Source organism: Psychrobacter sp. CX5, from assembly GCF_057621535.2.
The window spans coordinates 3,072,090-3,095,473 of the sequence record NZ_CM177735.1; the positions used below are offsets into that span (position 1 = coordinate 3,072,090).

The window sequence follows — 23,384 nt, forward strand, 5'->3', positions numbered from 1 at the left end:
CCTCAAACCAAACCCTAATAAAATATCACGTAGATTCCACAATGGTAATCACCCCAAAAACAAAAACACCTAAAATCACAATCTAACCACTATCAAATAGCGATTTTATTCAAACCTTTAATTTCCGCACACTGGTTAACATGTGATGCGTTTTAGCCACGATTGCAGCGGATATACTGACTGGCTAGGCGAATTGCGGGCGGTTGGTTTTACGCTGGTATCGAGACAGCAGGAACAGCGTAAACCATAGCGCCCGCTTCGCCTAGACGGACAGATAGTAGCGAAAAGCGTGAACAGCTACAACAATAAAACATCCTCCAAGCCATTCACTACCAACACTCAAACGGCCCCCTACACTTCTACCAGCTTGATGTCGTCAGCCCCGACTGGCTACTAACCCAATCGTGTCACACCCGTACCTTTATTAACCAGTCGCCCTTAGATATCATAACCACTATCCTGACCGATTATGACATTGACTGGCAACCGACAGATACCCTACTTGAGCACCCCCTCTTTAATCAGCCTCTTGCTCTGCGAACCCAAGCAGGTATCAGTGACTGGGACTTCATCTCAGACCTACTTGCCGATATCGGTATCAACACCCTATGGCTGTCAGGCGACTCTTTACAACAGCTTGGTACTTGGCAACTACTCACCCCTGATGACAGCTTAGGGGACACCTGTTACTACAGCTACGCCCAAGCCTCCGTACAGTCAGGACAAGACACCATAAGCCAGCTACACCCAATGCATAAACAGCTGGGTAGTCAGCAAGTCATCGTGCGTAGTGATGGCTTAGATAGTGATACCCTCTATGAAGGTATCGCCACGGATGATTCCCCTCTCACCACAGCAGACACAACCCTACTTATTGCCGCTCCCTCCCGTGTGGGCAGTAGTGATACTGCGACCAGACTAGCCAAACAGTGGGTTGCTGCTAACAACGCCCACCGTGAGTACTATCTTGCCGCAGGTGCGATGCGTGGACTGCATGTTGCAAACATAGTGGATATCACCCGCTTGCCCACTATTCATTCATTATCCGCTTACTGCCTTGCCTCAACGTTAATTGGCATAGAGCCTGCTAGTGACAGTGTCTCTTATCATAATCATTCTTCAATCCAAGCCTGGCTGATGCGTCAATCGGTATCCGCTGATCAATGTCAGCTCGCTGCTGACTCTGGCGTATGGGTAGAGGCTAAGCTGATTGCAGCTGATATCCCCTATACCCGCTACCCAAGCCCATTATCTTTTGCCGCCTATACCTATAGCGGTCTTACCCAAGCACGTAGTGGCGATGCTAGTGCCCCAAGCTATGACTCACAGATTAGTGATGACGGACAACATAAAGTCATCACCACCCCTGTGTGGGCAGGCATCAGTGATCATGATGATAAACACACCCCGCCCCTTCGATCTCTACAGCTGTCGACAGGGGCGTCGCACGGTTGGCAGTTTGCCCCAAGGCTTGGTCAAGCGGTGCTGTTATCACATTGGTATGGTGATATCGACAGTCCGGTGATTACCCGTAGCCTTTATGAAGGTATTGGCATGGGGGATGTGGATGAGCGGGATGTGACCTATCAAGATAGCGGCGCGGCGCATCGTTATAATCTGATACAAGGCACCTCCCCTCGTTGGCATGGTGGGGGGTTGGGTCATTCTCAAATTAATGAGGATGATGCACACAGTGGCTGGATATCAGGTATCAGTCAGTTTGGGCTGGATAGTGATTCTGAAACCAATCTGCTGTTTGATGATACGCCACATAAGCTTGGGCTTCAGTGGTCAGTCAATACGCAGGACAAAGCCAATGCCAGTACACCGACATCAAGTGATAAAGGTGTGTTCTCCCCAAATGAGCATGTGATAGAGCTGGGTGTACTACGTCACCGCTTTGGTAATCATCAGTCTAGTATTCGTGGTGCTGGGTTTGAGGTGGCAAGTGATAAAGGTTTACAGCTGTCAGGGGATAATGGTGTTTTATTATCAACGTTTGGGATACGCCATTCTCAAAGCCGTCATGAGTCGGCTTGGGTCAATGATGCGGGCGCTCGTCAGCTGGATATAGGCTATAGCTTATCTGATAGTTATAGTGAGGCAAAGCAAGGTCATTTGCAGTCGTCTCAAGATGTAGATAAACAGATTGAGGCGTTTAAACAAAGTGCACAGATCATAGATGATCAGCTGAACACGGAGGTGATGGGCGCTGAGGATGTGATGCTGGTGAGCAAAGACAGTCTGCTGGCATCAGGCCAAAACACACTGTTTACGGCTAAGAGTGTGGTGAGACAGTCTGGGTTAACTCAGTCGGATATGGTGGGCGGTAGTTATCAGCTACTTGGTGATACGTTAAGCTCGCTTGCAGGTGTATCTGGACAAGCAGCTAAGTCGGGCTTTCATGTGAGTGCTAATACTAAGCCGCTTGCGATACAGGCGCAAGGCGGTGAGCTACAGCTGCACTCTCAGCAAGGGTTGATGATAGGTAGCGCATCAGGTGAGGTGCATGTGACCTCCCCTACTCGCATTAAGGTGCAAACTAGTGGCGGGGCGTCGTTAACGATTGATGAGAGCGGGGTTAAGTTTGTGTGCCCAGGGACGATTAAGATTCAGGCGGTTAAGAAGGGGCTGGTGGGTGGGGCTTGGGCGAATTATAGTGTGCCGATGATGCCTGATACGATTCCGTTGTTTAGTAATAAGCTGGATGTTTATGATTTGTTCTATCAGCATGATTTTAATGATATTGAGTTTAAGATTCTGAGACCTGATGGACAACTAATAGAAGGGGTGCTAGATCAACATGGTAGAACAGCGCCTGTAATCAGTGATAAAGAGGAAGAAGTCAAAGTTATGGTTGGTTTTAAAGATGCTGATTGGGGTTTTAAATTTATACCTGACGATGATGAAAATGACTTGATAGACTATGATGATGACAATTTTGCTGATGATTTAAATCATAATGCTATAAAGGATAACAATAATGAATAAAAGCAAAAGTGTTGTCATCATACTCAAATTTATAGATCTGTATGGAAATATATTTCCTGATTTGTACCATATCGTTAAAGAGTCAAATAGAACAATTAGTGAAGCTAAGACAAATGCTTCAGGATTAGGAGTACCAATTAGCAGACCACCAGGCACTGTACTTATAGTGAGTGTTAAAAATCCAATAACTAATGAAATGCGTGTCGTAAGCCGATTTCATGTGCCTTCTAGAAAAGGTATGGTAGAGATTATTGCACCGTTTTCAATTCAAAATATGAAACTTCGAAAACTAGCAGATACAAAAGGTAATATTTCTAGAAAAACTTATAAAGTGATGCCTGGTGACGATTTATATAGTATTGCCAAGAAGCATCATACAACTTGGCAAATACTATATAACCTTAATAAAGACAAAATTAGAAATGCCGATAAAATATTTCCGGGTCAATGGCTAAAAATTCCTCCTAAAAATAGCGGACTACGCGGCTTTACGAATGATAAACCTACAATATCTTCTTCACAAGAAACTTATACACTTAAGAAAAATGATACGCTTTGGGATATCTCGCAAGAAACCGGTATTCCTGTAAGCGAGCTTAAAAGAATAAATAATATAAGTGAACCTAAAAAGCTGCAAGCTGGTCAGACCATTAAGCTACGGGGTAAAAGCGCGCCAAACGTTGATAATTTAAAAAAACCGCCAATGGGTCGTTTACCCTCTTCTAACAGTAACCGGTCCCCTAAAGATAATGATAGTGGTTTACTAGATAAAGTGGGTGATGCGGTTTCAGACACATGGAAGAATGTTAAAGAAGGGTTTGAGGACTTTAATGAAGCTATTAGTGGTAAAAAAGAAGGTGAGTCTACTACTAATAATACTAACAACTCTACTAGTTCATCGAAAACGGTACATATTGTAAAAAGTGGGGATACGTTAATAGGTATTGCAAAAAAATATGGTGTCTCTGCTCATAATATAGCCCGTGCTAATGGTATTGATTATAATTCGACAATTTTAGTTGGGCAGAAATTAGTTATTCCTAGTGGTTCTGCTAGTGGTGGTAGTAATCACTCTACAAAGTCAAATACATCGAATTCGAGTACGCCGATAAATGTAAAAAGCACTGATGATTACGGTGCAGATAGGTATCCTAAGTCTATTTTAACAACCGATGGCGACTGTGTTTGTAAAACCTATGATTTGATTTGGGGAGCAAAAGTAAGCTGTGAGTTTAGAAAGAAAGTAATTGAAATATGTAAAGATCTTTGGCCTGACGATTATCTAAATATGGCTAATAATTTGATGGCTTTGATTCATTTAGAGACAGATGGCAGTTTTGATCCTTCCATTATCAACTCACGTGGCTATGTGGGTTTGGTTCAAATCGGTGCAGAGGCACGTGCGGACTTAGGTGTTACAAAAAATGAGTTGGCTAATATGTCAGCGATAGAGCAGTTAGACTACGTTAAAGAATACTTTAAACTATATAATAACAGACACAAAAAAATTGATAGTTTTGTTGAGATGTATCTAACGGTACTTTACCCAAACACTGTTAAACCTGCTGGTGTCGATTTAGATGACAATGATATTATTTTTAAGGATAATGGGCAGGAAGAAGAGAATCCTTATATATCTAATCCCATCTTCATGAAAGAAAAAGATGAGTCGAAAGTAAGAGAAACAACACAGCAGGGAGAAGAAATAAGGGGATTCAAAGACGGCAAAACTTATGCGTGGGAGGTTAAAAAAGAAATTAGACATCACTACATAGATGGTGAGAAAATTGAAAACAAAAAATTTATAGCTACTTGTTCGCAAACTGTACAACCGCCTACTACAAATATAACGAATGAGCTAGAATTAAACCCATTAGCATGTGGTGGAAATAAACAATATGAAAGAACGCTACGAAATATTGCTGCTTTACATCCAATATACCGTCCTTATGTAATAAAATTGATTAATAAAGGTTACGAAAAAACAGGTATAACATGGGTAATCACTGATGGTTATCGTAGCCCAGCAGCTCAAAATAATCTTTCTTCTAAAGTTACATCGGCGGGCGCTTTACAAAGTTATCATCAATATGGTCTTGCCATTGATGTTGTATCTGTAACCAACGGAGAAATTACGTATTTAAAAAATAATTCTTTGTCAATAACTAATAGTAAAAAGTTAGGTCCCATTGGTCAAGAACTTGGTCTTATTTGGGGAGGGACATGGAGCCGTCCTGACTACCCTCATTTCGAATTGCATCCAAATGGAAAAACATGGAAAGATCTAAAACCTCAGCTATTACGACTAGGAATTAAAAATTATAAAGAACTGTTGTTTGACTAATAGGATGAAGTTATGAAAACTCCTTTAAAACTGGTAGTTTTAGCTACTATTGTATTATCAAGCTTTGCTTGTATAAATACTAATAGTAATTATATAAACCTAACCAATAAGGTAGTCAATCAGTTTGTATCAGGCTCTAAAATCAGTATAGATAAAAAGCCTCTACAGATAATAGAAGATGAGTTTGAGGCTGATCCTAAGGGTGGACCTATACTTAGTCAAAAAATAAAAATATTTGAATTAGGTGACGGAGAATGTCTTTCGTTAGCCACTTTGTATAATGAATCAGGCTTTGGTGGCTATCAAAGCTTATTAATTTTTAAAAATGAAAAAATAACCACAAGCTTGCAAAGAGGTCTGCGTTTTTATGCCGAAAATGGAGCTATAAATGAAAATAACATTGAATATGATGATATTATTGACGATTCTAAAGCTACTCAGTCCTATTTAAAGGAGGATTTCGACAGATACAAACAACAGTTTAACTTCAAGGTACTGTCTACCTGCAAATAAAAGTGTTAGTGACTCTACTGGATTAACCTCAAAAGCCATATAATAAACTTAAAAGGAGTCATAGATGCTAACTTTTAAAGCATTATTTTCAGTGCCGTCATTTTTATTAATAATACTATTTACGAGTTGCACTTCTGATGCAGGTATGACATCGCAAGAAATTGATGTAGCTGAAAATAGTCAACTTGGTATTCAAGAAGCTAATAATCCTAAATCTAATAATCAAAAGCTTAAAACATAATCCCCAGTAACAGCAACCAAAGAGAATATAGATTCAAAGACTCTTACTGGTAGATCTCGATACTTTACTAAAGATGAGATCAAAGACATTAGTAAAGCTTTCAATAAAGAAATGTTCTTAAATCTATATGCCACTAGGGAGTTAGTATGAAGATTTTATTCTTAATGACTTTCATCATAGGAATCCTTTCTTGTTCAAATCATACGATATCTAAAAGTTCATATAATCAAGATTATTCTAACTCACCGTTCTATGGTAGTTATAAATATAACAATTATCAAACTGACGAAAATCTTGGAACTGGTGTAGGAGTATTTTACGATATCATGCTTTCTAAAGATTATTGCCATATAGATATAGTAGGCTATCAAGCAGATAAACATTTTGAATGTTATACAAAGACGATTAATGATACTAATATTGAGGTTTATGATTTAAAGAAAAATAAAAAATTTGGCACAATTAGAAAAATTAACGATGATAAATTTATGATAGATATGAGTTATTATTTAGAAGGTGATAATCAGTCTTTCTTGATGGATAAAGTTAAAATGAAATAGTCTCGAGGTTGACTGGCACCCGTTAGATGCCCTACTTAACACAGGAAATTGAAAACATCATTCTACATAGAACTGTTAATAGTTCGGTATTTCCACCCAAAAAACAATACCCTTTAACTTACAAACTAATGGCTATCAAATAGCGATTATATTCAAATATTTAATTTCCGCGCAATAGTTAACTTGTGATGCGGTTTAGCCACGATTGTAGCGGATATACTGTACGGCAACATAGGCTGCTTTGGTCAGGCTTGAGATGGCGCGCGAAGCAAGTGACATCGCAAGCCATTACCACTGCCCTATGCTGGCGGACAGATAGTAGCGAAAAGCGTGAACAGCTACAACAACAAAACATCATCCAAGCCATTCATTTACTACAGCTACGCCCAAGCCTCCGTACAATCAGGACAAGACACCATAAGCCAGCTTCACCCAATGCATAAACAACTGGGTAGTCAGCAAGTCATCGTGCGTAGTGATGGCTTAGAGGCGGATACCCTCTATGAAGGCATCGCTACCGATGACTCCCTGCTGACCACAGCAGACACAACCCTACTTATTGCCGCCCCCTCCCGTGTGGGCAGTAGTGATACTGCGACCAGACTAGCCAAACAGTGGGTTGCTGCTAACAACGCCCACCGTGAGTACTATCTTGCCGCAGGTGCGATGCGTGGACTGCATGTTTCAAACTAAACCAAGGAGTTAGTTATAAACTGATTAATCATAGCAAAGACCCTGAGTTTGAAGGTATTCTCAATTAAAATTGACAAACAGCTCAAGTGTTTGGATATAAGGCTGATAATGTTGAGTTTATATTAGATAGCTTTTAGATTAAAGAAGATGATAGTTTTGAGTTAATTGCTTTAGAAGACGAATATAATCACGATGAAGGCGACTGTGGATGTTAATCTTAGTGATTTAACTATAAAAGAAATGGGTATGGATAATGAACCGCCCCGACTATATCGGAGAGTGGATTACTTGAGTCAGGCAACTTTGTCTGACTCACTAAGACTATCATAGTATCGTCTCTCAAACTCAAAAGGCGACACATAACCAATCGTACTATGCAAACGTGTTCTATTGAACCAATCGACCCATTCAAGAGTTGCTAATTCAACATCGCTCACACCTTGCCACTGTTGTTTTAAATACTCAATCACCTCCGTTTTATAAAGCCCGTTAACCGTTTCAGCTAATGCATTATCGTACGAATCACCTGTCGTGCCAACAGATGCAATGATACCTGAATCAGCCATCTTATCCGTATAGCGAATGGATAAATACTGAACGCCGCGATCACTATGATGGATCACATCTTTTGGGTTGTTTCTGTTTGCAATTGCTTGATTTAACGCTGCCATCACCATATCGGTGTTCATACGATTAGACACCTTCCAGCCAACAATACTACGGGCAAACACATCAATGATAAAGGCGGTATATACCCAACCACTCAGCGTTTTAACGTAGGTAAAGTCAGCCACCCATAGCTGGTTCGGTCTATGGGCATTAAAGTTACGATTAACTAAGTCGTCTGCCCGTATTTGATCATCACGAGACTTAGTGGTTATCTTACCTTTACCTCGCCAAATACCTTGCATGCCATGCTGGCGCATTAACCGCTCTACAGTGCAACGTGCAGGATGTATACCTTCGGATTTCAACTGTTTCTAGACTTTACGAGCACCGTATCGGCATTTGCTGTCCTTCCAAATACGTTTAATCTCATTAAGATAGAAGTCGTCATGCTGACTACGCTGTGAACGTTTCTCTGGATTATCGTTTAAGTCTTTTATGCGGTAGTAGGTTGATGGAGCAATCGGTAATACTCTACAGATTGGCTCGACTCCATATTGTTGTTTGTGATCGTCTATAAAATCAACCATTACTTGGGTTTGCGGTCGAGCTCCGCCTGGGCGAAAAAAGCTGCAGCTTTCTTTATAATCTCATTGGCTTGCTTTAATTCTTTGTTCTCACGTTCAAGCTCTTTGATGCGCTCGGCTTGGCTTTGAGCTTCAATATTTGCAGGAATGGTTTTATCAATGTGCTTTTTATGCCATGATCGTAGGGTCTCAGGTGTGCAACCTATCTTTGGCGCTATGGCTTTGATGGCTGACCAGGTGGATGGGTAGTCGTCTTTAGCTTCAATAAGCATACGGACGGCTCGCTCTTTCATTTCAGGGGTATAGTTTCGTGTTTTCATTGTCGTATTCTCTCAGAAATTTAGTTCTCCGACAATCCCGGGGCGGTTCACTGCGTTCGAAAGGTATTCGTTTATACTTGGTGATTTTAACTTTGATGGTTATACGGATTTTGCACATATATCAGGTTTTCTAGGAACTTATGGTAGCCCTTCATATTCTTTTTACTTATATGATAAGAATGATAGAACGTATAAATCTAATTCAAACTTTTCTGAACTAACTATTGAAGGGAGGAATGTACCAGAATTTGATTACGTTAAAAAAGAAATAATATCTACTGAAAAAGCTGGAGCTGGAAATCTTTCAAGCTACTACCGTGTTAAATCTAATAAACCACAGCTATTCAAAATAATTGAACGTGATTACATTGTTAAAGCTGATAAAATATATTTAAAAACTACTATCAAAACATTGAATAATAAGAATGTATGGACAACCGCTATTAGTTACATTGAATATATAGAAGAATAATATTGGGTCTAAAATATGGCTACTAAGAAATTTAAGATTTCAAAATCAGAGTCTGTAAGAATTACTATAGAGCATAAATACGGAATAAATATATGAATAAATTTTTAATTAGCCTTGTAGTTGTTAATACATTCTTGATTGTATCATGTGCGTATACTGCTCTTAAAGACTATGAATCTTCATCAGGTTCACAGAATAATGATAAAGCTATAAATGTACTTTACAAACAAAATATCCAACCTCAATACGATCACATAAATCACATTATAGATTTAAACGATTCATTTAAGATTAGACTTCATGATTATAGGGCAAATTTAGAATACACTTACCAACATAAGTTAGTCGGTGATAAAGAGATTTATTTAGATTATATATACAGTGAAGATATTGAATCAGCAATACCTAAAATTTACTTATTTAGTGATAATAATCATGGATTCTTATTCTATCCATCTACCACTGAAGAGTACCCTACATTTTCTATAACACCTTACTCAAAAATCAAAATACAAGATGAGTACACCATTGAGATGAAATCACATCAATGTTTTGATTTCAATAAAATCGAAGTTAAGGGAAATAAGGTAACAAATATTTATAAACAAGACCTCAGATGTGATTTTGAAATTATAACGAATACACTCAATGATAATTTTTCTACAGCGTTAATTGAAGAAAATGTTAAAAAGTATAACTCGAAATCTTCAAAACCTCAAGATTCTGAAGGGTACAGTATCTCGCAGATAGATGAATTATATATAAAAGACTTATATAAGGTTTATAATTTTGATGTTAATGCTGATGGTATACAAGACGCTTTAGTCACTAGAGTTAATAATAGTTCTAATATATACCAAGGGAATGAGTTATATATCTATCTAGGTGATAAGAATAACCAATACAAGCTTAGTTTAGAAACTTCAAACTTCACTAGTGACGGTGGTTATCATTTATACGACATTATTCCTCGAAATGATAGTGCTGGTCTAATCATTAGAACTTATTTTCCAGATAGGGGCAGCTACTTTCAAGATTATTATATCGACTATTATGATAATCAGTGGTTATTAGATAAAGTAAGTTATCATGGCACTATTAATAACCAATCATTGCAGAGCTATCGCTGTGTCATAAACCAAAATATCAATCTAGCTAGTGATGATTATACTATTAAAGACGACTTAGTAGGGAGCAGCAACGAAGTCTTAAAACAAAAATGTCCAGCCCCACCTACAAAATACATAGTTAAGACAGAAAAAGCTGAAATACTCAATGAGAATTTCAACTCTTATACCCCTCCTAATTATTATATAAAAAATGATTTTATCAATGCGATAGAGCAAAATGAAGACTGGATAGAAGTAAGCTATAAAAACAACACGAAATTCGGCTGGATTGATAAGCGTGACTTAGAGCCTATTAATTAATATCAATATCATCAAAATAGACCTTAATCAATTATCATATTAAATTTTTAAAAATTATATTGAATACTATTTGTATTCGATGTAATAGATTTTATAAATAATCTACAAGTTTCAGGCAGTAGTTTTAACGAGTAATTATAAATTCTTAAACTTCAAACAGTTCTTTTGTATGTATTTTTATAGTAACTCAGTATCTCATACTTTGAAGATAAATGTTCAAATACGATCAATTCACTCTATAGACTATTAAAAAATGAAGATAGCAGTACGATTCGAATAAAATAACTGAGCGTTATAAATATGAATATTCTAACACCCTTACTCTTAAGTTCATCAATCTTACTTATAGCTTGTGACTCTTTTAAAAGTGAAAACATTGGTATTGATAATACTAGAGAGATGCAAAACGCATTTGCTAAGCAATCTAGTCAGAATATTCCTAAATATTTCATAAATTCATATCAGTTTAAACAGTTTATAGATAGCCCTGATTTGAGCTATATTGAAAAAGAGAATGAAATTAGGAATTATTTTAGAATAATTGATTATTTTAATATTAATGATGTCGCTCTATCTTTCGCTGATATAGGCGCTAATACCAAATGGGACGTAGACTTAATTAACCAGTTTAAACATAACATGCAAAATACTATTGCCTTAAACCCTAAGTTACTTCAGATAATCAGTAATAATTTAAATGATAAAAAACTCAAAAATTTTGCAAAATTTTACTATGGGAACGTTATTTTAATCGATAATTTTCCAAGTGAATTATATTATCTTGATTCAGTAAATCCTCGAGCTTTCGAAATATTTATAAAGACATTTTATGAGTATTATAAAAAAATGTCTAATTATATGTTCAGTGAATATTATCTTATTGCAGATAAGGACGGTAGTACAAACATCCGTAAAGAACCAAACTCAAACTCTGCTATCGTTGGAACTTTAAATAATAATACTGAGGTTGCTGCTTTATGGAAACTTAATAACTGGGTTTTTATTTATGAAAAATCTAACATTGGCTACGTGTATTTTAAAAACTTAAAACCTATTGAACCGCCCCGGGATTGTCGGAGAACTAACTTTCTGAGAGAATACGACAATGAAAACACGAAACTATACCCCTGAAATGAAAGAGCGAGCCGTCCGTATGCTTATTGAAGCTAAAGACGACTACCCATCCACCTGGTCAGCCATCAAAGCCATAGCGCCAAAGATAGGTTGCACACCTGAGACCCTACGATCATGGCATAAAAAGCACATTGATAAAACCATTCCTGCAAATATTGAAGCTCAAAGCCAAGCCGAGCGCATCAAAGAGCTTGAACGTGAGAACAAAGAATTAAAGCAAGCCAATGAGATTATAAAGAAAGCTGCAGCTTTTTTCGCCCAGGCGGAGCTCGACCGCAAACCCAAGTAATGGTTGATTTTATAGACGATCACAAACAACAATATGGAGTCGAGCCAATCTGTAGAGTATTACCGATTGCTCCATCAACCTACTACCGCATAAAAGACTTAAACGATAATCCAGAGAAACGTTCACAGCGTAGTCAGCATGACGACTTCTATCTTAATGAGATTAAACGTATTTGGAAGGACAGCAAATGCCGATACGGTGCTCGTAAAGTCTGGAAACAGTTGAAATCCGAAGGTATACATCCTGCACGTTGCACTGTAGAGCGGTTAATGCGCCAGCATGGCATGCAAGGTATTTGGCGAGGTAAAGGTAAGATAACCACTAAGTCTCGTGATGATCAAATACGGGCAGACGACTTAGTTAATCGTAACTTTAATGCCCATAGACCGAACCAGCTATGGGTGGCTGACTTTACCTACGTTAAAACGCTGAGTGGTTGGGTATATACCGCCTTTATCATTGATGTGTTTGCCCGTAGTATTGTTGGCTGGAAGGTGTCTAATCGTATGAACACCGATATGGTGATGGCAGCGTTAAATCAAGCAATTGCAAACAGAAACAACCCAAAAGATGTGATCCATCATAGTGATCGCGGCGTTCAGTATTTATCCATTCGCTATACGGATAAGATGGCTGATTCAGGTATCATTGCATCTGTTGGCACGACAGGTGATTCGTACGATAATGCATTAGCTGAAACGGTTAACGGGCTTTATAAAACGGAGGTGATTGAGTATTTAAAACAACAGTGGCAAGGTGTGAGCGATGTTGAATTAGCAACTCTTGAATGGGTCGATTGGTTCAATAGAACACGTTTGCATAGTACGATTGGTTATGTGTCGCCTTTTGAGTTTGAGAGACGATACTATGATAGTCTTAGTGAGTCAGACAAAGTTGCCTGACTCAAGTAATCCACTCTCCGATATAGTCGGGGCGGTTCATATTAAAGATTTGAAACTCAATTTAAATAATACTCAAGAAGATTCTACGAACGTTCTTTTAAAGGTTAAAGCAGATATTGACAGGGACGGTAAAAATGAAATTATTGTTGCAACCAAACCAAAAGAACAAGATGAAAGAAACTTTAATGTTCAAATAAATATATATAGGTCAAAAAACGATATTAATGAACTATGGCAAACAAATAAAATATTACTTAAAGACCCATATAATGGTTGTATGATGGATGGTTTAGAATCTATAACCGCAACGCAAGGTTCATTTAATATAGTATATTCATCATGTTATGACGGAAAGTATGCAGAAAGAAATGTCGGTTTTAAATATGATTCAACAATTAAAAATTTTAAAATTAAAAACAATACCATCAATTTTTTTGACCCTCAGATAGATAGTGACGTTGAAATACTAAGTTGTAACCCTATTACAGATGATTTGAACCGCCCCGACTATATCGGAGAGTGGATTACTTGAGTCAGGCAACTTTGTCTGACTCACTAAGACTATCATAGTATCGTCTCTCAAACTCAAAAGGCGACACATAACCAATCGTACTATGCAAACGTGTTCTATTGAACCAATCGACCCATTCAAGAGTTGCTAATTCAACATCGCTCACACCTTGCCACTGTTGTTTTAAATACTCAATCACCTCCGTTTTATAAAGCCCGTTAACCGTTTCAGCTAATGCATTATCGTACGAATCACCTGTCGTGCCAACAGATGCAATGATACCTGAATCAGCCATCTTATCCGTATAGCGAATGGATAAATACTGAACGCCGCGATCACTATGATGGATCACATCTTTTGGGTTGTTTCTGTTTGCAATTGCTTGATTTAACGCTGCCATCACCATATCGGTGTTCATACGATTAGACACCTTCCAGCCAACAATACTACGGGCAAACACATCAATGATAAAGGCGGTATATACCCAACCACTCAGCGTTTTAACGTAGGTAAAGTCAGCCACCCATAGCTGGTTCGGTCTATGGGCATTAAAGTTACGATTAACTAAGTCGTCTGCCCGTATTTGATCATCACGAGACTTAGTGGTTATCTTACCTTTACCTCGCCAAATACCTTGCATGCCATGCTGGCGCATTAACCGCTCTACAGTGCAACGTGCAGGATGTATACCTTCGGATTTCAACTGTTTCCAGACTTTACGAGCACCGTATCGGCATTTGCTGTCCTTCCAAATACGTTTAATCTCATTAAGATAGAAGTCGTCATGCTGACTACGCTGTGAACGTTTCTCTGGATTATCGTTTAAGTCTTTTATGCGGTAGTAGGTTGATGGAGCAATCGGTAATACTCTACAGATTGGCTCGACTCCATATTGTTGTTTGTGATCGTCTATAAAATCAACCATTACTTGGGTTTGCGGTCGAGCTCCGCCTGGGCGAAAAAAGCTGCAGCTTTCTTTATAATCTCATTGGCTTGCTTTAATTCTTTGTTCTCACGTTCAAGCTCTTTGATGCGCTCGGCTTGGCTTTGAGCTTCAATATTTGCAGGAATGGTTTTATCAATGTGCTTTTTATGCCATGATCGTAGGGTCTCAGGTGTGCAACCTATCTTTGGCGCTATGGCTTTGATGGCTGACCAGGTGGATGGGTAGTCGTCTTTAGCTTCAATAAGCATACGGACGGCTCGCTCTTTCATTTCAGGGGTATAGTTTCGTGTTTTCATTGTCGTATTCTCTCAGAAAGTTAGTTCTCCGACAATCCCGGGGCGGTTCAATTTTTCATCCTATGATGGACGCTGTCTGTTGAAATAAACTGACAATAAAAGTATGTCGGTAATACCTCAATCTCAACAAAATATTAAGATACAAGATTGGCTACTTTATTCTATGCAAGCCATTACTACTTCAATATGCTGGCGTATAGATAGCAGCGTACAAGTGTGAATAGCTACAACAATAAAACATCCTACAAGCCAATTACTATCAACAGTTGAATTAATCACTCACTTGTCCACCATTCATTCCTTATCTGCTTAGTGCCTTGCCTCAACCTTAATTGGTATAGGGAACCGTTTAAAGTCAGTATTTGACTACCCTTCTAAATGTATCAGTACAAGAATACAAAAACCTGTAATCGAAGAAAAATAAGGAAGGTTTAGAACTGTTAAGACTTAATAGCGATCAATTAAAAGCACAGTATGTAATCAATAAGAAAGGAACAGAAAGCGATAAAATAACAGCAATCAATAATACATACAAATACTTAAAGAAGTATGGCTCTACCAAAGATCAAACCTTAGTACAGGTATCTTGCAACGCTGGAAATAGCATATCTAAACCTATTGGTGAATACATATCTAAACATCCCAACATCGGTACTGTTTATGCACTAACCTCTCTTACCCCTTATTCAACTAGACCTGCTTCATTTAGTCAAGCAAAGTGGACTCAGGCTACAAAGGATGCGGTTATAGAAAAATGACTACCAAGAAATTTTAGAATATTTAACTGTGCTAGTATTAAGTAGAGCAAATCAATTATGAATAGTTTTTTAATTATAATATTAATCAGTATTTCACTTTCGGCATTAGCAGCTTGTGATCGACAAACCGAGAATATTAGCGAAGTAACTTTGAAAGATTCAGACAATTATATAGACGGGCTACCAACAGATAGACGTCTTAGCTATAGTGAAGCAATGGGCTTAGCTGGAGGTAACTTTAATTATATCGATGGAGCGGGTTTAGAGGAGATTACCTATTTAAGACAGCGTGCCCAAGACCCAAACGAGATTAACGCTCAGTATGCTCTAGCAACCTATCAAACTTGGCATCATAAAGAACCTGCTATAGAAACCGAAGGCTATCAGACAATATTCAAATTAGCAAAGCTTGGACAACCGCATGCCTGTGCTGATGTTTATCAGTGGACCAGATATACAGATGACTTTTTTATTAAGGAGTTGAAGATTAATAAAAAAGAAGTCGTTCAGCTTAATGAGTCATGCCTAAAAGTTGCATTAGAATATAACGCCAATTTAATAAAGCTTGATTACATAAAGCATTTTTTTACCGACCATATAAATGAGAAGAATTACGGCCAGCTCTTGCCAAAACGTATGGAAAACGCCGATAAATTAAGATTAGCGAGGACAAAAGAATATCTCTTAATGTATCTATCCTCATGGAAAAATAGCTTTGTGAACGAGATTCCTGATAATAATTTGGCTGATGTAGATATGATTAGTCAATATTTACAGATTTTAGCTTTTGACCCCTATTATTTTGACAAACAAGAAGCTTGTGCTTGGCTGCGCTATTATGATGAAGATGTCATGCCTTATCTAAAAAAACATCAGCTTCCAGATCTAGAGATACTATTAGAAGAGCTAGAATTAGCGCTACCCGTCCTAAGAGCAAAGCTTAAAAATACGGAGGTAGACCAACAGCAGTGTCAAACACGATATCTAGAAATCCGAGATGTAAAACGAAATAATGATTTTTTTGAAAAAGAGTTTTATTAACGTTTAATAGATTTTAAAACGAGTAATAAATGCGTCATAAGTTACTCCAACACGTCTTACTGATAGCAGTGATTACTTTGTTAGTCGGGTGTGATCGTCCTGCTGTTACTAACTCCGACAACGAGACATCAGATAATAGAGCTGGTAAAACTCCTACTGAGATTCGGCAAGAGCTCAATTTTTCCAGTTGAACGACCATTAAACTACGAAGAAGCACTAAGTTTAAGAGCCCATAATATTAGTATAATAAATGAAGATTATGTGATAAAGCGAACTTGATCCTAAAAGTTTAATGGTTAAGAATGTAAAAAAGTTGATAGAGGTGGCCCCATTGCAAAGGTAGGCAGATTAGTTGGATTAAAAGTATCTAGAAATATGTTGCTACTTGAAATGTTCTTTAACGTTAATGACACTTCTACACTAACTATAAAAGGTGCTATTGGTATAAATATAAACGCAGAAGTGATTTAATACACCCGAATGTTTTCTCGAAAAAGCGGATCATTAAATATGAAAAAATTAAACTTCATTTCAGTTTTTACACTGTTGCTTATGGGATGCAACGATATCACTCCTTTAACTGAAAATATAAATGGAATACATCAGCCTGAAATAAATGTTCCAATTAAAAAAGATACTTTTAGTTCAGTTTGTTCTGCAACAGAAATGTCAAAAATGCATATTCAGACAGATTTATATGCTTGGGGCTTTAGCCCTTTATTAACTGAAGCCACACGGCATTGTGAACAACTCAACTTAAAAAAACTATCAGATATGAATTGTCAATATAGCGAAGACTTGATGCAATATGCAGGTATCAATGTCTCAAGGGATAAAAGAGGATGGGACAAGTTTATATATGAAAATGAAACTATCTGTCAGAATGCGCTTGAGATATATAATGCACATGGAGAAGAAAGCTAATATTTCAAATCTAGCTATAAATTTCTTTATATTTTTAAGAATTAAGGAATACATCACTGGTTATGATATTTAAAAATTAAAAAAACTTTATCCTTTAATAGTACAACCTAACGGCTATTGAACAGAGATATTATTCAAATATTTACTTTACGCACAGTGGTTAACTTGTGATGCTGTTTAGCCGCGATTGTAGCGGATATACTGTACGGCAACATAGGCTGCTGTGGTCAGGCTTGAGATGGCACGCGAAGCAAGTGACATCGCAAGTCATTACCACTGCCCTATGCTGGTGTACAGATAGTAGCGAAAAGCGTGAATAGCTACTATGGCATAATTGTTTTAACTTCTCCTTCACAAGATGATGCAACTGTTTTAGCATTCTACACTCCCAAATCAAAGTAAAAACGCTTAAAGTTGATAGAGGGCATTAGATAAGCAAAAAAACTCGTAGAAAAATTTTTAATAATGCCCTTATATAAAGCAGTTTCAAAAAATTATTATAGAAGCTTTCAAACTATGAACAAATCTATTATTAACATACTCTTTCCCCTGTTTACTGGAGGAATAGTTATCTATGGTGCCATTAAAGTATTAAATAATCGTAAAGAAGCTGAAATACCAATAAATGTATCAATAAATATAGACGAAGATCTAAAAGAAAATATTGAAGTATATATAAATCCACATGGTTATGAATTAGCTAATTATAGACCCATAGAATATGTTGGGAATACTAACCTTGTTTATCCCTTACTAATAAATAATGAAGTACAAAATACAAACTTTAAGAAAATATCAGAATTTAGTGACTATAACATTTATGCTAAATACAAAGATTCATACGCTCTAATTAGAACAACTAATACAATTGTATTAGGAAGCTCTAAAACCAACATAGAGTTAAGAATATTGGTTGATAAAGAGGAAAGACCTTACATTACTGTTTTAAAAGGCATTCCAACCTATAAGTCAAAACCTAACGGTAAAATAGCTCTCTATAGCTACTTTTATGATAAATCTGAATATCAGAAAATTCATGATAAATCAGAAGAAATGTTAAACGCTTTAGAAAACATAGAACTTTTATAGCCGGTGAGATATAAGAGCTTGAATATAGATAACTTGATGTACAGCTGATAAACTAATTATTTAAAATGCTTTTAACTTTCAATTCTAATGATATTCTCTTGGATGATGATTTATAAGTTCAAATGAAATCACATTTATAGGGTGATATTAACCTTTATTGTGCTATAAACAAGCAATGTCGACTTAATTTCTTTGGTTGTACTACTGCCAGTGTAAAAGGCGGAGTTTCAAGGATGTTCTTAAAAGAATATATATTTATAAATTGAACAACTTACCAAGGAATTTAGATAAGGATATCAATAATGCGATTAATGGTTTTAGGTATATGTTCTATCATTCTTTTATGTAGTTGCAACGAAGGTATTTTGAATAAAAGCCACCACACTACTCTATCTAATTCAAACAGTTGTAACGATGAGATTCAGTGTGATTTTTATCCTTCTAAGCAAGAGTTAGAATCTGTTTTGGAAAAAATAAAGCCATATGCCGATATACCATTAAGGTTTACGGTCATAGAGTCAGTTGATAATAAATATGTATTAACGGACTTTAGTACGACTTCTGGTGAGACTGAATATACATACTTTATCAAAGTAGTCGACGATGTATTCATTATTGATAAAATAATTGGTAAGACATCAGTCTATGGCATTACTAGAAGGTTTGCTGTAACTAACGTGAACACACCTTTAGACAAAAGCTATAGAGAAGTTGCTGATAATTTTTTAGCTGAGTCAAAAGAAGGATTTGCGAATGAAGAGTATAAAGATGAAACAATAGGCACATATCACAACTTACCTATGCAAGAAACACGCGGGAAGATAGGAAATACCGTTTTTTATATAAGGTACGAAAATGAAGAAGATTTAAGTAATTTCTATATGAAACAAATTATACAATGTGATGGTGATAAGAGAACCTTAAAAGACGGCGTGAACTTTTTTATTGGCTATGATTACAGTAATTTAGACTCAGAAAAGTTTGTTTTAATAAAGGATAAGTTAGATAACTATCATTATTATGACCAAATGAAGGATATTTGTGCATCACATATGCTATTTGAAGATTAAAAAGATTTTAATATTTGACATTTAAATCAATCTATTATAAATAGATGAACAACTAAAAGATAATATACTCATAATTTAATTTTAACAAGCCCACATCAACCCCGCTTTCAATCATCATTTTTGAATCACTTTATCCAAAATAATTTTTGAATTTATACTCATGATACCATTAACTTTGTTTAGTTTATTGATGACAAAATTTGAAAACGTATTTAAATCTTCTGTCATGATATACAAAATATAGTTAGATTCGCCGGTGACAATATAAGCATTAATCACTTCTTCAAACATCTTAATTTGCTCAAGCATATGTAGATGATCAGTTTCAGTGAGTTGCGACAGTTTAATTTCTACAATAGCAAAAAAATTCATTCCTAATTTTTCGTAGTTTATCTTAGCCTGATACCCTTCAATCACCCCACTCTTTTCCAAAATCTTGACCCGCCGATGGCAAGCTGAAGAGGATAAATTCACTAGCTCCGCTAACTCTTGATTGCTTAATCGGGCATTTTTCTTTAAGTGCTTCAAAATCTTGTGGTCTATCACATCGATGTTCATTATTGAATATCATCCTAATTTATATACTATATTTAAAATACTATCCTAATTTTAATGAATTTAATACATGATAATAGGAAGATTGACGAATTATTTAATGCTAGTATTAATTTATACACTTTTTTATCAACAGGAGTTAAGAAATATGATTACTCAGGAACAATGCCGTGAATGGGATAATGAAGACCCTATTGCAAAATTTAAAGACGAATTTGTATTGCCCTCTGGTGTCATCTATCTTGATGGTAATTCATTGGGAGCAAAGCCTAAAACCGCCCTTGCAAAAGCCGAGCAAGTCATTTCAAAAGAATGGGGAATAGATCTTATCAATAGCTGGAATAAAGCAGACTGGTGGGGTTTAGCGACAAGGCTTGGTGATAAGATTGCTCAGTTAATGGGTGCCAACCCCAACGAGACGGTGGTCTCTGATTCTACCAGTGTCAATTTATTTAAGGTATTGGCGGCGGCTATTAAAAATCAAGCTGAAGTCGCTCCTGATCATAAAGCTATTATTGTTGAAAGGGATGTATTTCCAACCGATCTTTATATCGTACAAGGGTTTATCGACTATTTTAATCAAGGTTATGAGATAGTACTTCTTGAGAATCCTGACGATTTGGAAAAGGTATTAACGAACCATAAAGTATCAGTCACGGTGTTGTCGCAAGTAAATTACCGCAACGGTTATCTATACGATATGGAACAATGCAATCAGCTCATCCATAAGCATGGGTCGTTGGTAATTTGGGATTTATCTCATTCGATTGGGGCGGTGCCGATAGACCTTAATAAGACAAATAGCGACTTTGCTATTGGCTGTACTTATAAATATCTAAATGGTGGTCCTGGCTCCCCTGCCTTTGCTTGGGTAAATGCAAAGCATCAAAATAAATTTTGGCAACCGCTTTCTGGTTGGTGGAGTCATAAGCAACCCTTTGCGATGGAAGATAGTTATGAGCCCGCAGAAGGGATACGGCGCTTTTTATGCGGCACTCAAAGCATTGTGTCTATGAGCTTGATTGAATGCGGCTTGGATATTTTCTTGGCTACCAATATGCAGGAGCTGCGTAAAAAGTCGCTTAAATTAACCGATTTATTTATGGATTTAGTCGCGCAAGAATGTGGCGAATTTGGCTTAGAATTGATTACCCCTAAAGACCACCATTACCGTGGAAGTCATGTTAGTTTTGCGCATAAAGAGGGCTATGCCATTATTCAAGCACTGATTGCCCGTGGTGTCATTGGGGATTATCGTGAACCTGAAGTCCTAAGATTCGGTATTACTCCTTTATACTTAAGTTACGAAGATATTTGGACGGCGGTACAAGAACTTAAGCAGGTCATGCAAAACGAAGAATGGAGAAATGAGAAATTTAAGGTTCGTGCTGCGGTGACTTAATGCAATACCATCGCCAATCGTTATTTGCTCGCTCTATTTAGCGGATTTATAATAAAATCGGCGTCTTTAAGGAACATATAAAGATCATAGGTTTTGACAAAGATTTTGACTAAAGTGAGGTTTATACATTGGTGAATGCATGACATTAAATTGTGGGTGAAAATAAACTAGTAATAACAGATAGTCTACGGAATTTGGTATTGCTAGTTTCACTCATTGTTACAGGTAGTTTTTATTTTTAAGGAATAAATTATGTCAACCATTGTATCTAGCCGTTTACCTGATCATCCTAATTCAAAAAAAATCGTTACTGCCGCCGTCATTGGCAGTGCTTTAGAGTTTTATGATTTTGTACTCTATGCCTTTTTTGCAGTTTATATTGGTAAAGCTTTTTTCCCCTCTGACGATCCCTTCATTAGCTTATTGCTGTCTTTGGCAGTATTTGGTATTGGTTTTGTCACTCGCCCGCTTGGCAGTATTATCTTAGGTATCGTGGCTGACCGTAAAGGGCGTAAAATCGCCCTGTTACTCACCATTCTTTTTATCACTGTGGGTACTATAGGATTGGCTTTGACACCTACATATGCCAGTATTGGTATTGCTGCCCCTATCATTGTCTTAACGTGTCGTTTATTACAAGGATTTGGATTAGGGGGTGAAGTAGGTCCCTCCTCGGCCTTTTTAATCGAAAGTGCACCCTCGCATAAACGTGGGTTGTTTGGAAGTTGGCAACTGGCATGTCAGGGTGTTGCAGCCATTATGGCAGGTGGTTTTGGGATAATAATGATATTATCTTTAAGTACTGAAGATATGTTTGCTTGGGGTTGGCGAGTACCTTTTTTCTTGACGCTTTTACTGATTCCGATTGCCTTATATTTGCGTAATAACATGGCTGAGACTCTGCACGAAAATCCAATGTCTTCGTCTGTTGATACTGTTCATTCATCAGCTAACAAAGCGGTTCCATCAAATTCAAAAAACTCTTATGTCCCTGCGGTTGTTAAAACGGGTGAATTTTGGCGTAAGATTTTTATAGCGTTTTGGGCAATTGCTGGTATCACCGTGCCCCTTTATATCTCTATCTATATGAATACTTATGCGACAACCACCTTAAAGCTGAGTCCTGCCATCTCTATGTCTGCCACACTGGTTTCTGGTATCGCCATTTTAATGTTTGCTGTATTAGGCGGTTGGCTTAGCGATAAATTTGGCAGAAAAAATCTAATGTTTTGGCCACGGGTTGTATTAGTCCTTATATCCTTACCCCTCTTTAATTACTTGGTGAATAATATTGGACTGTCATCCCTGCTGATAACCACCTTTGTTCTGACTGGATTTACGGCATTAAGTGGCGGCGCTTGTTTGGTAGCGGTTCCTGAATTATTTGATAGAAAAATTCGTGCCACAGGGCTTTCTGTCGCCTATGCAGGAGTGGCTATTTTATTTGGTAGCACGACCCAGCCCGCTATAGCTTGGCTTATTGAATCGACAGGTAACCCTGTTGCTCCAGCTTGGTATATGATGTTTATCGTTTTATTATCAATCATTGCGGTTTGGTTTATGGAAGAAACTGGGGATAAAGCTTTGAAATAAGTAAGCCAAAATAACTAACCCATTAAATCTCTAAGCTATAAATAAACGAAGCTTTTAAAATATGCACTATAGTCAAAGAAGTCTAAAATGGTTACAAGGCAACCGAGTGCAAGTACT

20 protein-coding genes, 1 pseudogene and 3 other annotated features are annotated in these 23,384 nt (G+C 37.1%); of the genes and pseudogenes, 18 read left to right on the forward strand and 3 right to left on the reverse strand.

The annotated features are described in order from the left end of the window. Window positions 1–324: 324 nt before the first annotated feature. From AC21OG_RS11765 to AC21OG_RS11790, 6 genes are all read left to right on the forward strand, one after another. Entirely contained in the window at window positions 325–2,991 is a 2,667-nt protein-coding gene (locus AC21OG_RS11765) for a DUF2345 domain-containing protein (RefSeq protein ID WP_491185090.1), read from the forward strand. Continuing rightward, a complete protein-coding gene (locus AC21OG_RS11770) occupies window positions 2,984–5,335 on the forward strand; it encodes a LysM peptidoglycan-binding domain-containing protein (RefSeq protein ID WP_491185046.1) in 2,352 nt (783 codons plus the stop codon). The genes AC21OG_RS11765 and AC21OG_RS11770 overlap by 8 nt, the downstream gene beginning before the upstream one ends. 12 nt (window positions 5,336–5,347) lie before the next feature. Further along, on the forward strand, window positions 5,348–5,848 hold the full coding sequence (locus tag AC21OG_RS11775) for a hypothetical protein (protein WP_491185047.1): 501 nt from the start codon (window positions 5,348–5,350) through the stop codon (window positions 5,846–5,848). A gap of 64 nt (window positions 5,849–5,912) precedes the next feature. Continuing rightward, window positions 5,913–6,089: a hypothetical protein gene (locus tag AC21OG_RS11780; protein WP_486547993.1), complete on the forward strand. Its 177-nt coding sequence runs from the start codon at window positions 5,913–5,915 to the stop codon at window positions 6,087–6,089. 146 nt (window positions 6,090–6,235) lie between these two features. Beyond that, window positions 6,236–6,649, forward strand: a complete 414-nt coding sequence (locus tag AC21OG_RS11785; protein WP_486547992.1) for a DUF5991 domain-containing protein — start codon at window positions 6,236–6,238, stop codon at window positions 6,647–6,649. Window positions 6,650–6,979: 330 nt separating this feature from the next. Beyond that, window positions 6,980–7,342 (forward strand): hypothetical protein, encoded by a 363-nt coding sequence (locus AC21OG_RS11790; protein ID WP_486547991.1) that lies wholly within the window; start codon window positions 6,980–6,982, stop codon window positions 7,340–7,342. Between the two features lie 293 nt (window positions 7,343–7,635). Here AC21OG_RS11790 and AC21OG_RS11795 read toward each other — a convergent pair. Beyond that, window positions 7,636–8,855, reverse strand: a pseudogene (locus AC21OG_RS11795) (IS3 family transposase). Then, window positions 8,464–8,580: a sequence feature (AL1L pseudoknot), on the reverse strand. (Overlaps the previous pseudogene by 117 nt.) 118 nt (window positions 8,856–8,973) lie before the next feature. On the opposite strand from AC21OG_RS11795, the gene AC21OG_RS11800 reads away from it, so the two are divergent. The 5 genes from AC21OG_RS11800 (at window position 8,974) to AC21OG_RS11820 (ending at window position 13,614) form a co-directional block, all read left to right on the forward strand. Continuing rightward, on the forward strand, window positions 8,974–9,327 hold the full coding sequence (locus AC21OG_RS11800; protein ID WP_491185091.1) for an XAC2610-related protein: 354 nt from the start codon (window positions 8,974–8,976) through the stop codon (window positions 9,325–9,327). 92 nt (window positions 9,328–9,419) lie between these two features. Next, window positions 9,420–10,757: a hypothetical protein gene (locus tag AC21OG_RS11805; RefSeq protein WP_487378504.1), complete on the forward strand. Its 1,338-nt coding sequence runs from the start codon at window positions 9,420–9,422 to the stop codon at window positions 10,755–10,757. A gap of 300 nt (window positions 10,758–11,057) precedes the next feature. Next, the gene (locus tag AC21OG_RS11810; RefSeq protein WP_487378503.1) at window positions 11,058–11,888 is read left to right on the forward strand and encodes an SH3 domain-containing protein; all 831 of its coding nucleotides are present in this window, start codon (window positions 11,058–11,060) and stop codon (window positions 11,886–11,888) included. Continuing rightward, window positions 11,863–13,082, forward strand: a protein-coding gene (locus AC21OG_RS11815; protein WP_487376832.1) for an IS3 family transposase whose coding sequence is annotated in 2 segments (ribosomal slippage) — window positions 11,863–12,139 and window positions 12,139–13,082 — 1,221 coding nt in all. Because the reading frame shifts where the segments join, the coding sequence is not laid out codon by codon here. The genes AC21OG_RS11810 and AC21OG_RS11815 overlap by 26 nt, the downstream gene beginning before the upstream one ends. Beyond that, window positions 12,138–12,254: a sequence feature (AL1L pseudoknot), on the forward strand. Its footprint overlaps the gene before it by 117 nt. Continuing rightward, window positions 13,060–13,614 carry a hypothetical protein gene (locus AC21OG_RS11820; RefSeq protein WP_487378506.1) on the forward strand — a complete coding sequence of 185 codons (555 nt, stop codon included), beginning with the start codon at window positions 13,060–13,062 and terminating at the stop codon, window positions 13,612–13,614. The genes AC21OG_RS11815 and AC21OG_RS11820 overlap by 23 nt, the downstream gene beginning before the upstream one ends. A 1-nt stretch (window position 13,615) precedes the next feature. Here the strand turns inward: AC21OG_RS11820 and AC21OG_RS11825 are convergent. Then, window positions 13,616–14,835 (reverse strand): IS3 family transposase gene (locus AC21OG_RS11825; RefSeq protein WP_487376832.1). Its coding sequence is split into 2 segments (ribosomal slippage): window positions 13,616–14,559 and window positions 14,559–14,835, totalling 1,221 coding nucleotides; the frame shifts between segments, so codons are not numbered across the junction. Next, window positions 14,444–14,560 (reverse strand) — a sequence feature (AL1L pseudoknot). It overlaps the preceding gene by 117 nt. 815 nt (window positions 14,836–15,650) lie before the next feature. On the opposite strand from AC21OG_RS11825, the gene AC21OG_RS11830 reads away from it, so the two are divergent. The 5 genes from AC21OG_RS11830 (at window position 15,651) to AC21OG_RS11850 (ending at window position 19,717) form a co-directional block, all read left to right on the forward strand. Next, window positions 15,651–16,634 carry a hypothetical protein gene (locus AC21OG_RS11830; protein ID WP_487378253.1) on the forward strand — a complete coding sequence of 328 codons (984 nt, stop codon included), beginning with the start codon at window positions 15,651–15,653 and terminating at the stop codon, window positions 16,632–16,634. Between the two features lie 29 nt (window positions 16,635–16,663). Further along, the gene (locus tag AC21OG_RS11835) at window positions 16,664–16,825 is read left to right on the forward strand and encodes a hypothetical protein (RefSeq protein WP_487378255.1); all 162 of its coding nucleotides are present in this window, start codon (window positions 16,664–16,666) and stop codon (window positions 16,823–16,825) included. Window positions 16,826–17,144: 319 nt separating this feature from the next. Further along, window positions 17,145–17,558, forward strand: coding sequence for a hypothetical protein (locus AC21OG_RS11840; protein ID WP_487378257.1), 414 nt, complete (start codon window positions 17,145–17,147; stop codon window positions 17,556–17,558). A gap of 516 nt (window positions 17,559–18,074) precedes the next feature. After that, window positions 18,075–18,647 carry a hypothetical protein gene (locus AC21OG_RS11845; RefSeq protein ID WP_487378258.1) on the forward strand — a complete coding sequence of 191 codons (573 nt, stop codon included), beginning with the start codon at window positions 18,075–18,077 and terminating at the stop codon, window positions 18,645–18,647. 302 nt (window positions 18,648–18,949) lie between these two features. Next, complete coding sequence (locus AC21OG_RS11850; protein WP_487378259.1) at window positions 18,950–19,717, forward strand: hypothetical protein; 768 nt, start codon at window positions 18,950–18,952, stop codon at window positions 19,715–19,717. A gap of 114 nt (window positions 19,718–19,831) precedes the next feature. Here the strand turns inward: AC21OG_RS11850 and gigD are convergent, their stop codons facing one another. Beyond that, window positions 19,832–20,275 carry an Lrp/AsnC family transcriptional regulator GigD gene (gene gigD, locus AC21OG_RS11855; RefSeq protein WP_487378260.1) on the reverse strand — a complete coding sequence of 148 codons (444 nt, stop codon included), beginning with the start codon at window positions 20,273–20,275 and terminating at the stop codon, window positions 19,832–19,834. A gap of 145 nt (window positions 20,276–20,420) precedes the next feature. Here gigD and kynU point away from each other — a divergent pair, with 145 nt between their 5' ends. Both kynU and AC21OG_RS11865 read left to right on the forward strand, forming a co-directional pair. Then, a complete protein-coding gene (gene kynU / locus AC21OG_RS11860; protein ID WP_487378261.1) occupies window positions 20,421–21,674 on the forward strand; it encodes a kynureninase in 1,254 nt (417 codons plus the stop codon). 252 nt (window positions 21,675–21,926) lie between these two features. Further along, window positions 21,927–23,267, forward strand: a complete 1,341-nt coding sequence (locus tag AC21OG_RS11865; protein WP_487378263.1) for an MFS transporter — start codon at window positions 21,927–21,929, stop codon at window positions 23,265–23,267. Window positions 23,268–23,384: the final 117 nt, after the last annotated feature.

What these genes read in the sequence shown, in the direction of transcription:
- AC21OG_RS11845 (WP_487378258.1), top strand. Translation starts at nt 18,075, where the DNA reads ATGAACAAATCTATTATTAACATACTCTTTCCCCTGTTTACTGGAGGA.
- AC21OG_RS11775 (WP_491185047.1), top strand. Translation starts at nt 5,348, where the DNA reads ATGAAAACTCCTTTAAAACTGGTAGTTTTAGCTACTATTGTATTATCA.
- AC21OG_RS11770 (WP_491185046.1), top strand. Translation starts at nt 2,984, where the DNA reads ATGAATAAAAGCAAAAGTGTTGTCATCATACTCAAATTTATAGATCTG.
- AC21OG_RS11840 (WP_487378257.1), top strand. Translation starts at nt 17,145, where the DNA reads ATGAAAAAATTAAACTTCATTTCAGTTTTTACACTGTTGCTTATGGGA.
- kynU (WP_487378261.1), top strand. Translation starts at nt 20,421, where the DNA reads ATGATTACTCAGGAACAATGCCGTGAATGGGATAATGAAGACCCTATT.
- AC21OG_RS11810 (WP_487378503.1), top strand. Translation starts at nt 11,058, where the DNA reads ATGAATATTCTAACACCCTTACTCTTAAGTTCATCAATCTTACTTATA.
- AC21OG_RS11865 (WP_487378263.1), top strand. Translation starts at nt 21,927, where the DNA reads ATGTCAACCATTGTATCTAGCCGTTTACCTGATCATCCTAATTCAAAA.
- AC21OG_RS11850 (WP_487378259.1), top strand. Translation starts at nt 18,950, where the DNA reads ATGCGATTAATGGTTTTAGGTATATGTTCTATCATTCTTTTATGTAGT.
- AC21OG_RS11780 (WP_486547993.1), top strand. Translation starts at nt 5,913, where the DNA reads ATGCTAACTTTTAAAGCATTATTTTCAGTGCCGTCATTTTTATTAATA.
- AC21OG_RS11830 (WP_487378253.1), top strand. Translation starts at nt 15,651, where the DNA reads ATGAATAGTTTTTTAATTATAATATTAATCAGTATTTCACTTTCGGCA.
- AC21OG_RS11805 (WP_487378504.1), top strand. Translation starts at nt 9,420, where the DNA reads ATGAATAAATTTTTAATTAGCCTTGTAGTTGTTAATACATTCTTGATT.
- gigD (WP_487378260.1), bottom strand. Translation starts at nt 20,275, where the DNA reads ATGAACATCGATGTGATAGACCACAAGATTTTGAAGCACTTAAAGAAA.
- AC21OG_RS11835 (WP_487378255.1), top strand. Translation starts at nt 16,664, where the DNA reads ATGCGTCATAAGTTACTCCAACACGTCTTACTGATAGCAGTGATTACT.
- AC21OG_RS11785 (WP_486547992.1), top strand. Translation starts at nt 6,236, where the DNA reads ATGAAGATTTTATTCTTAATGACTTTCATCATAGGAATCCTTTCTTGT.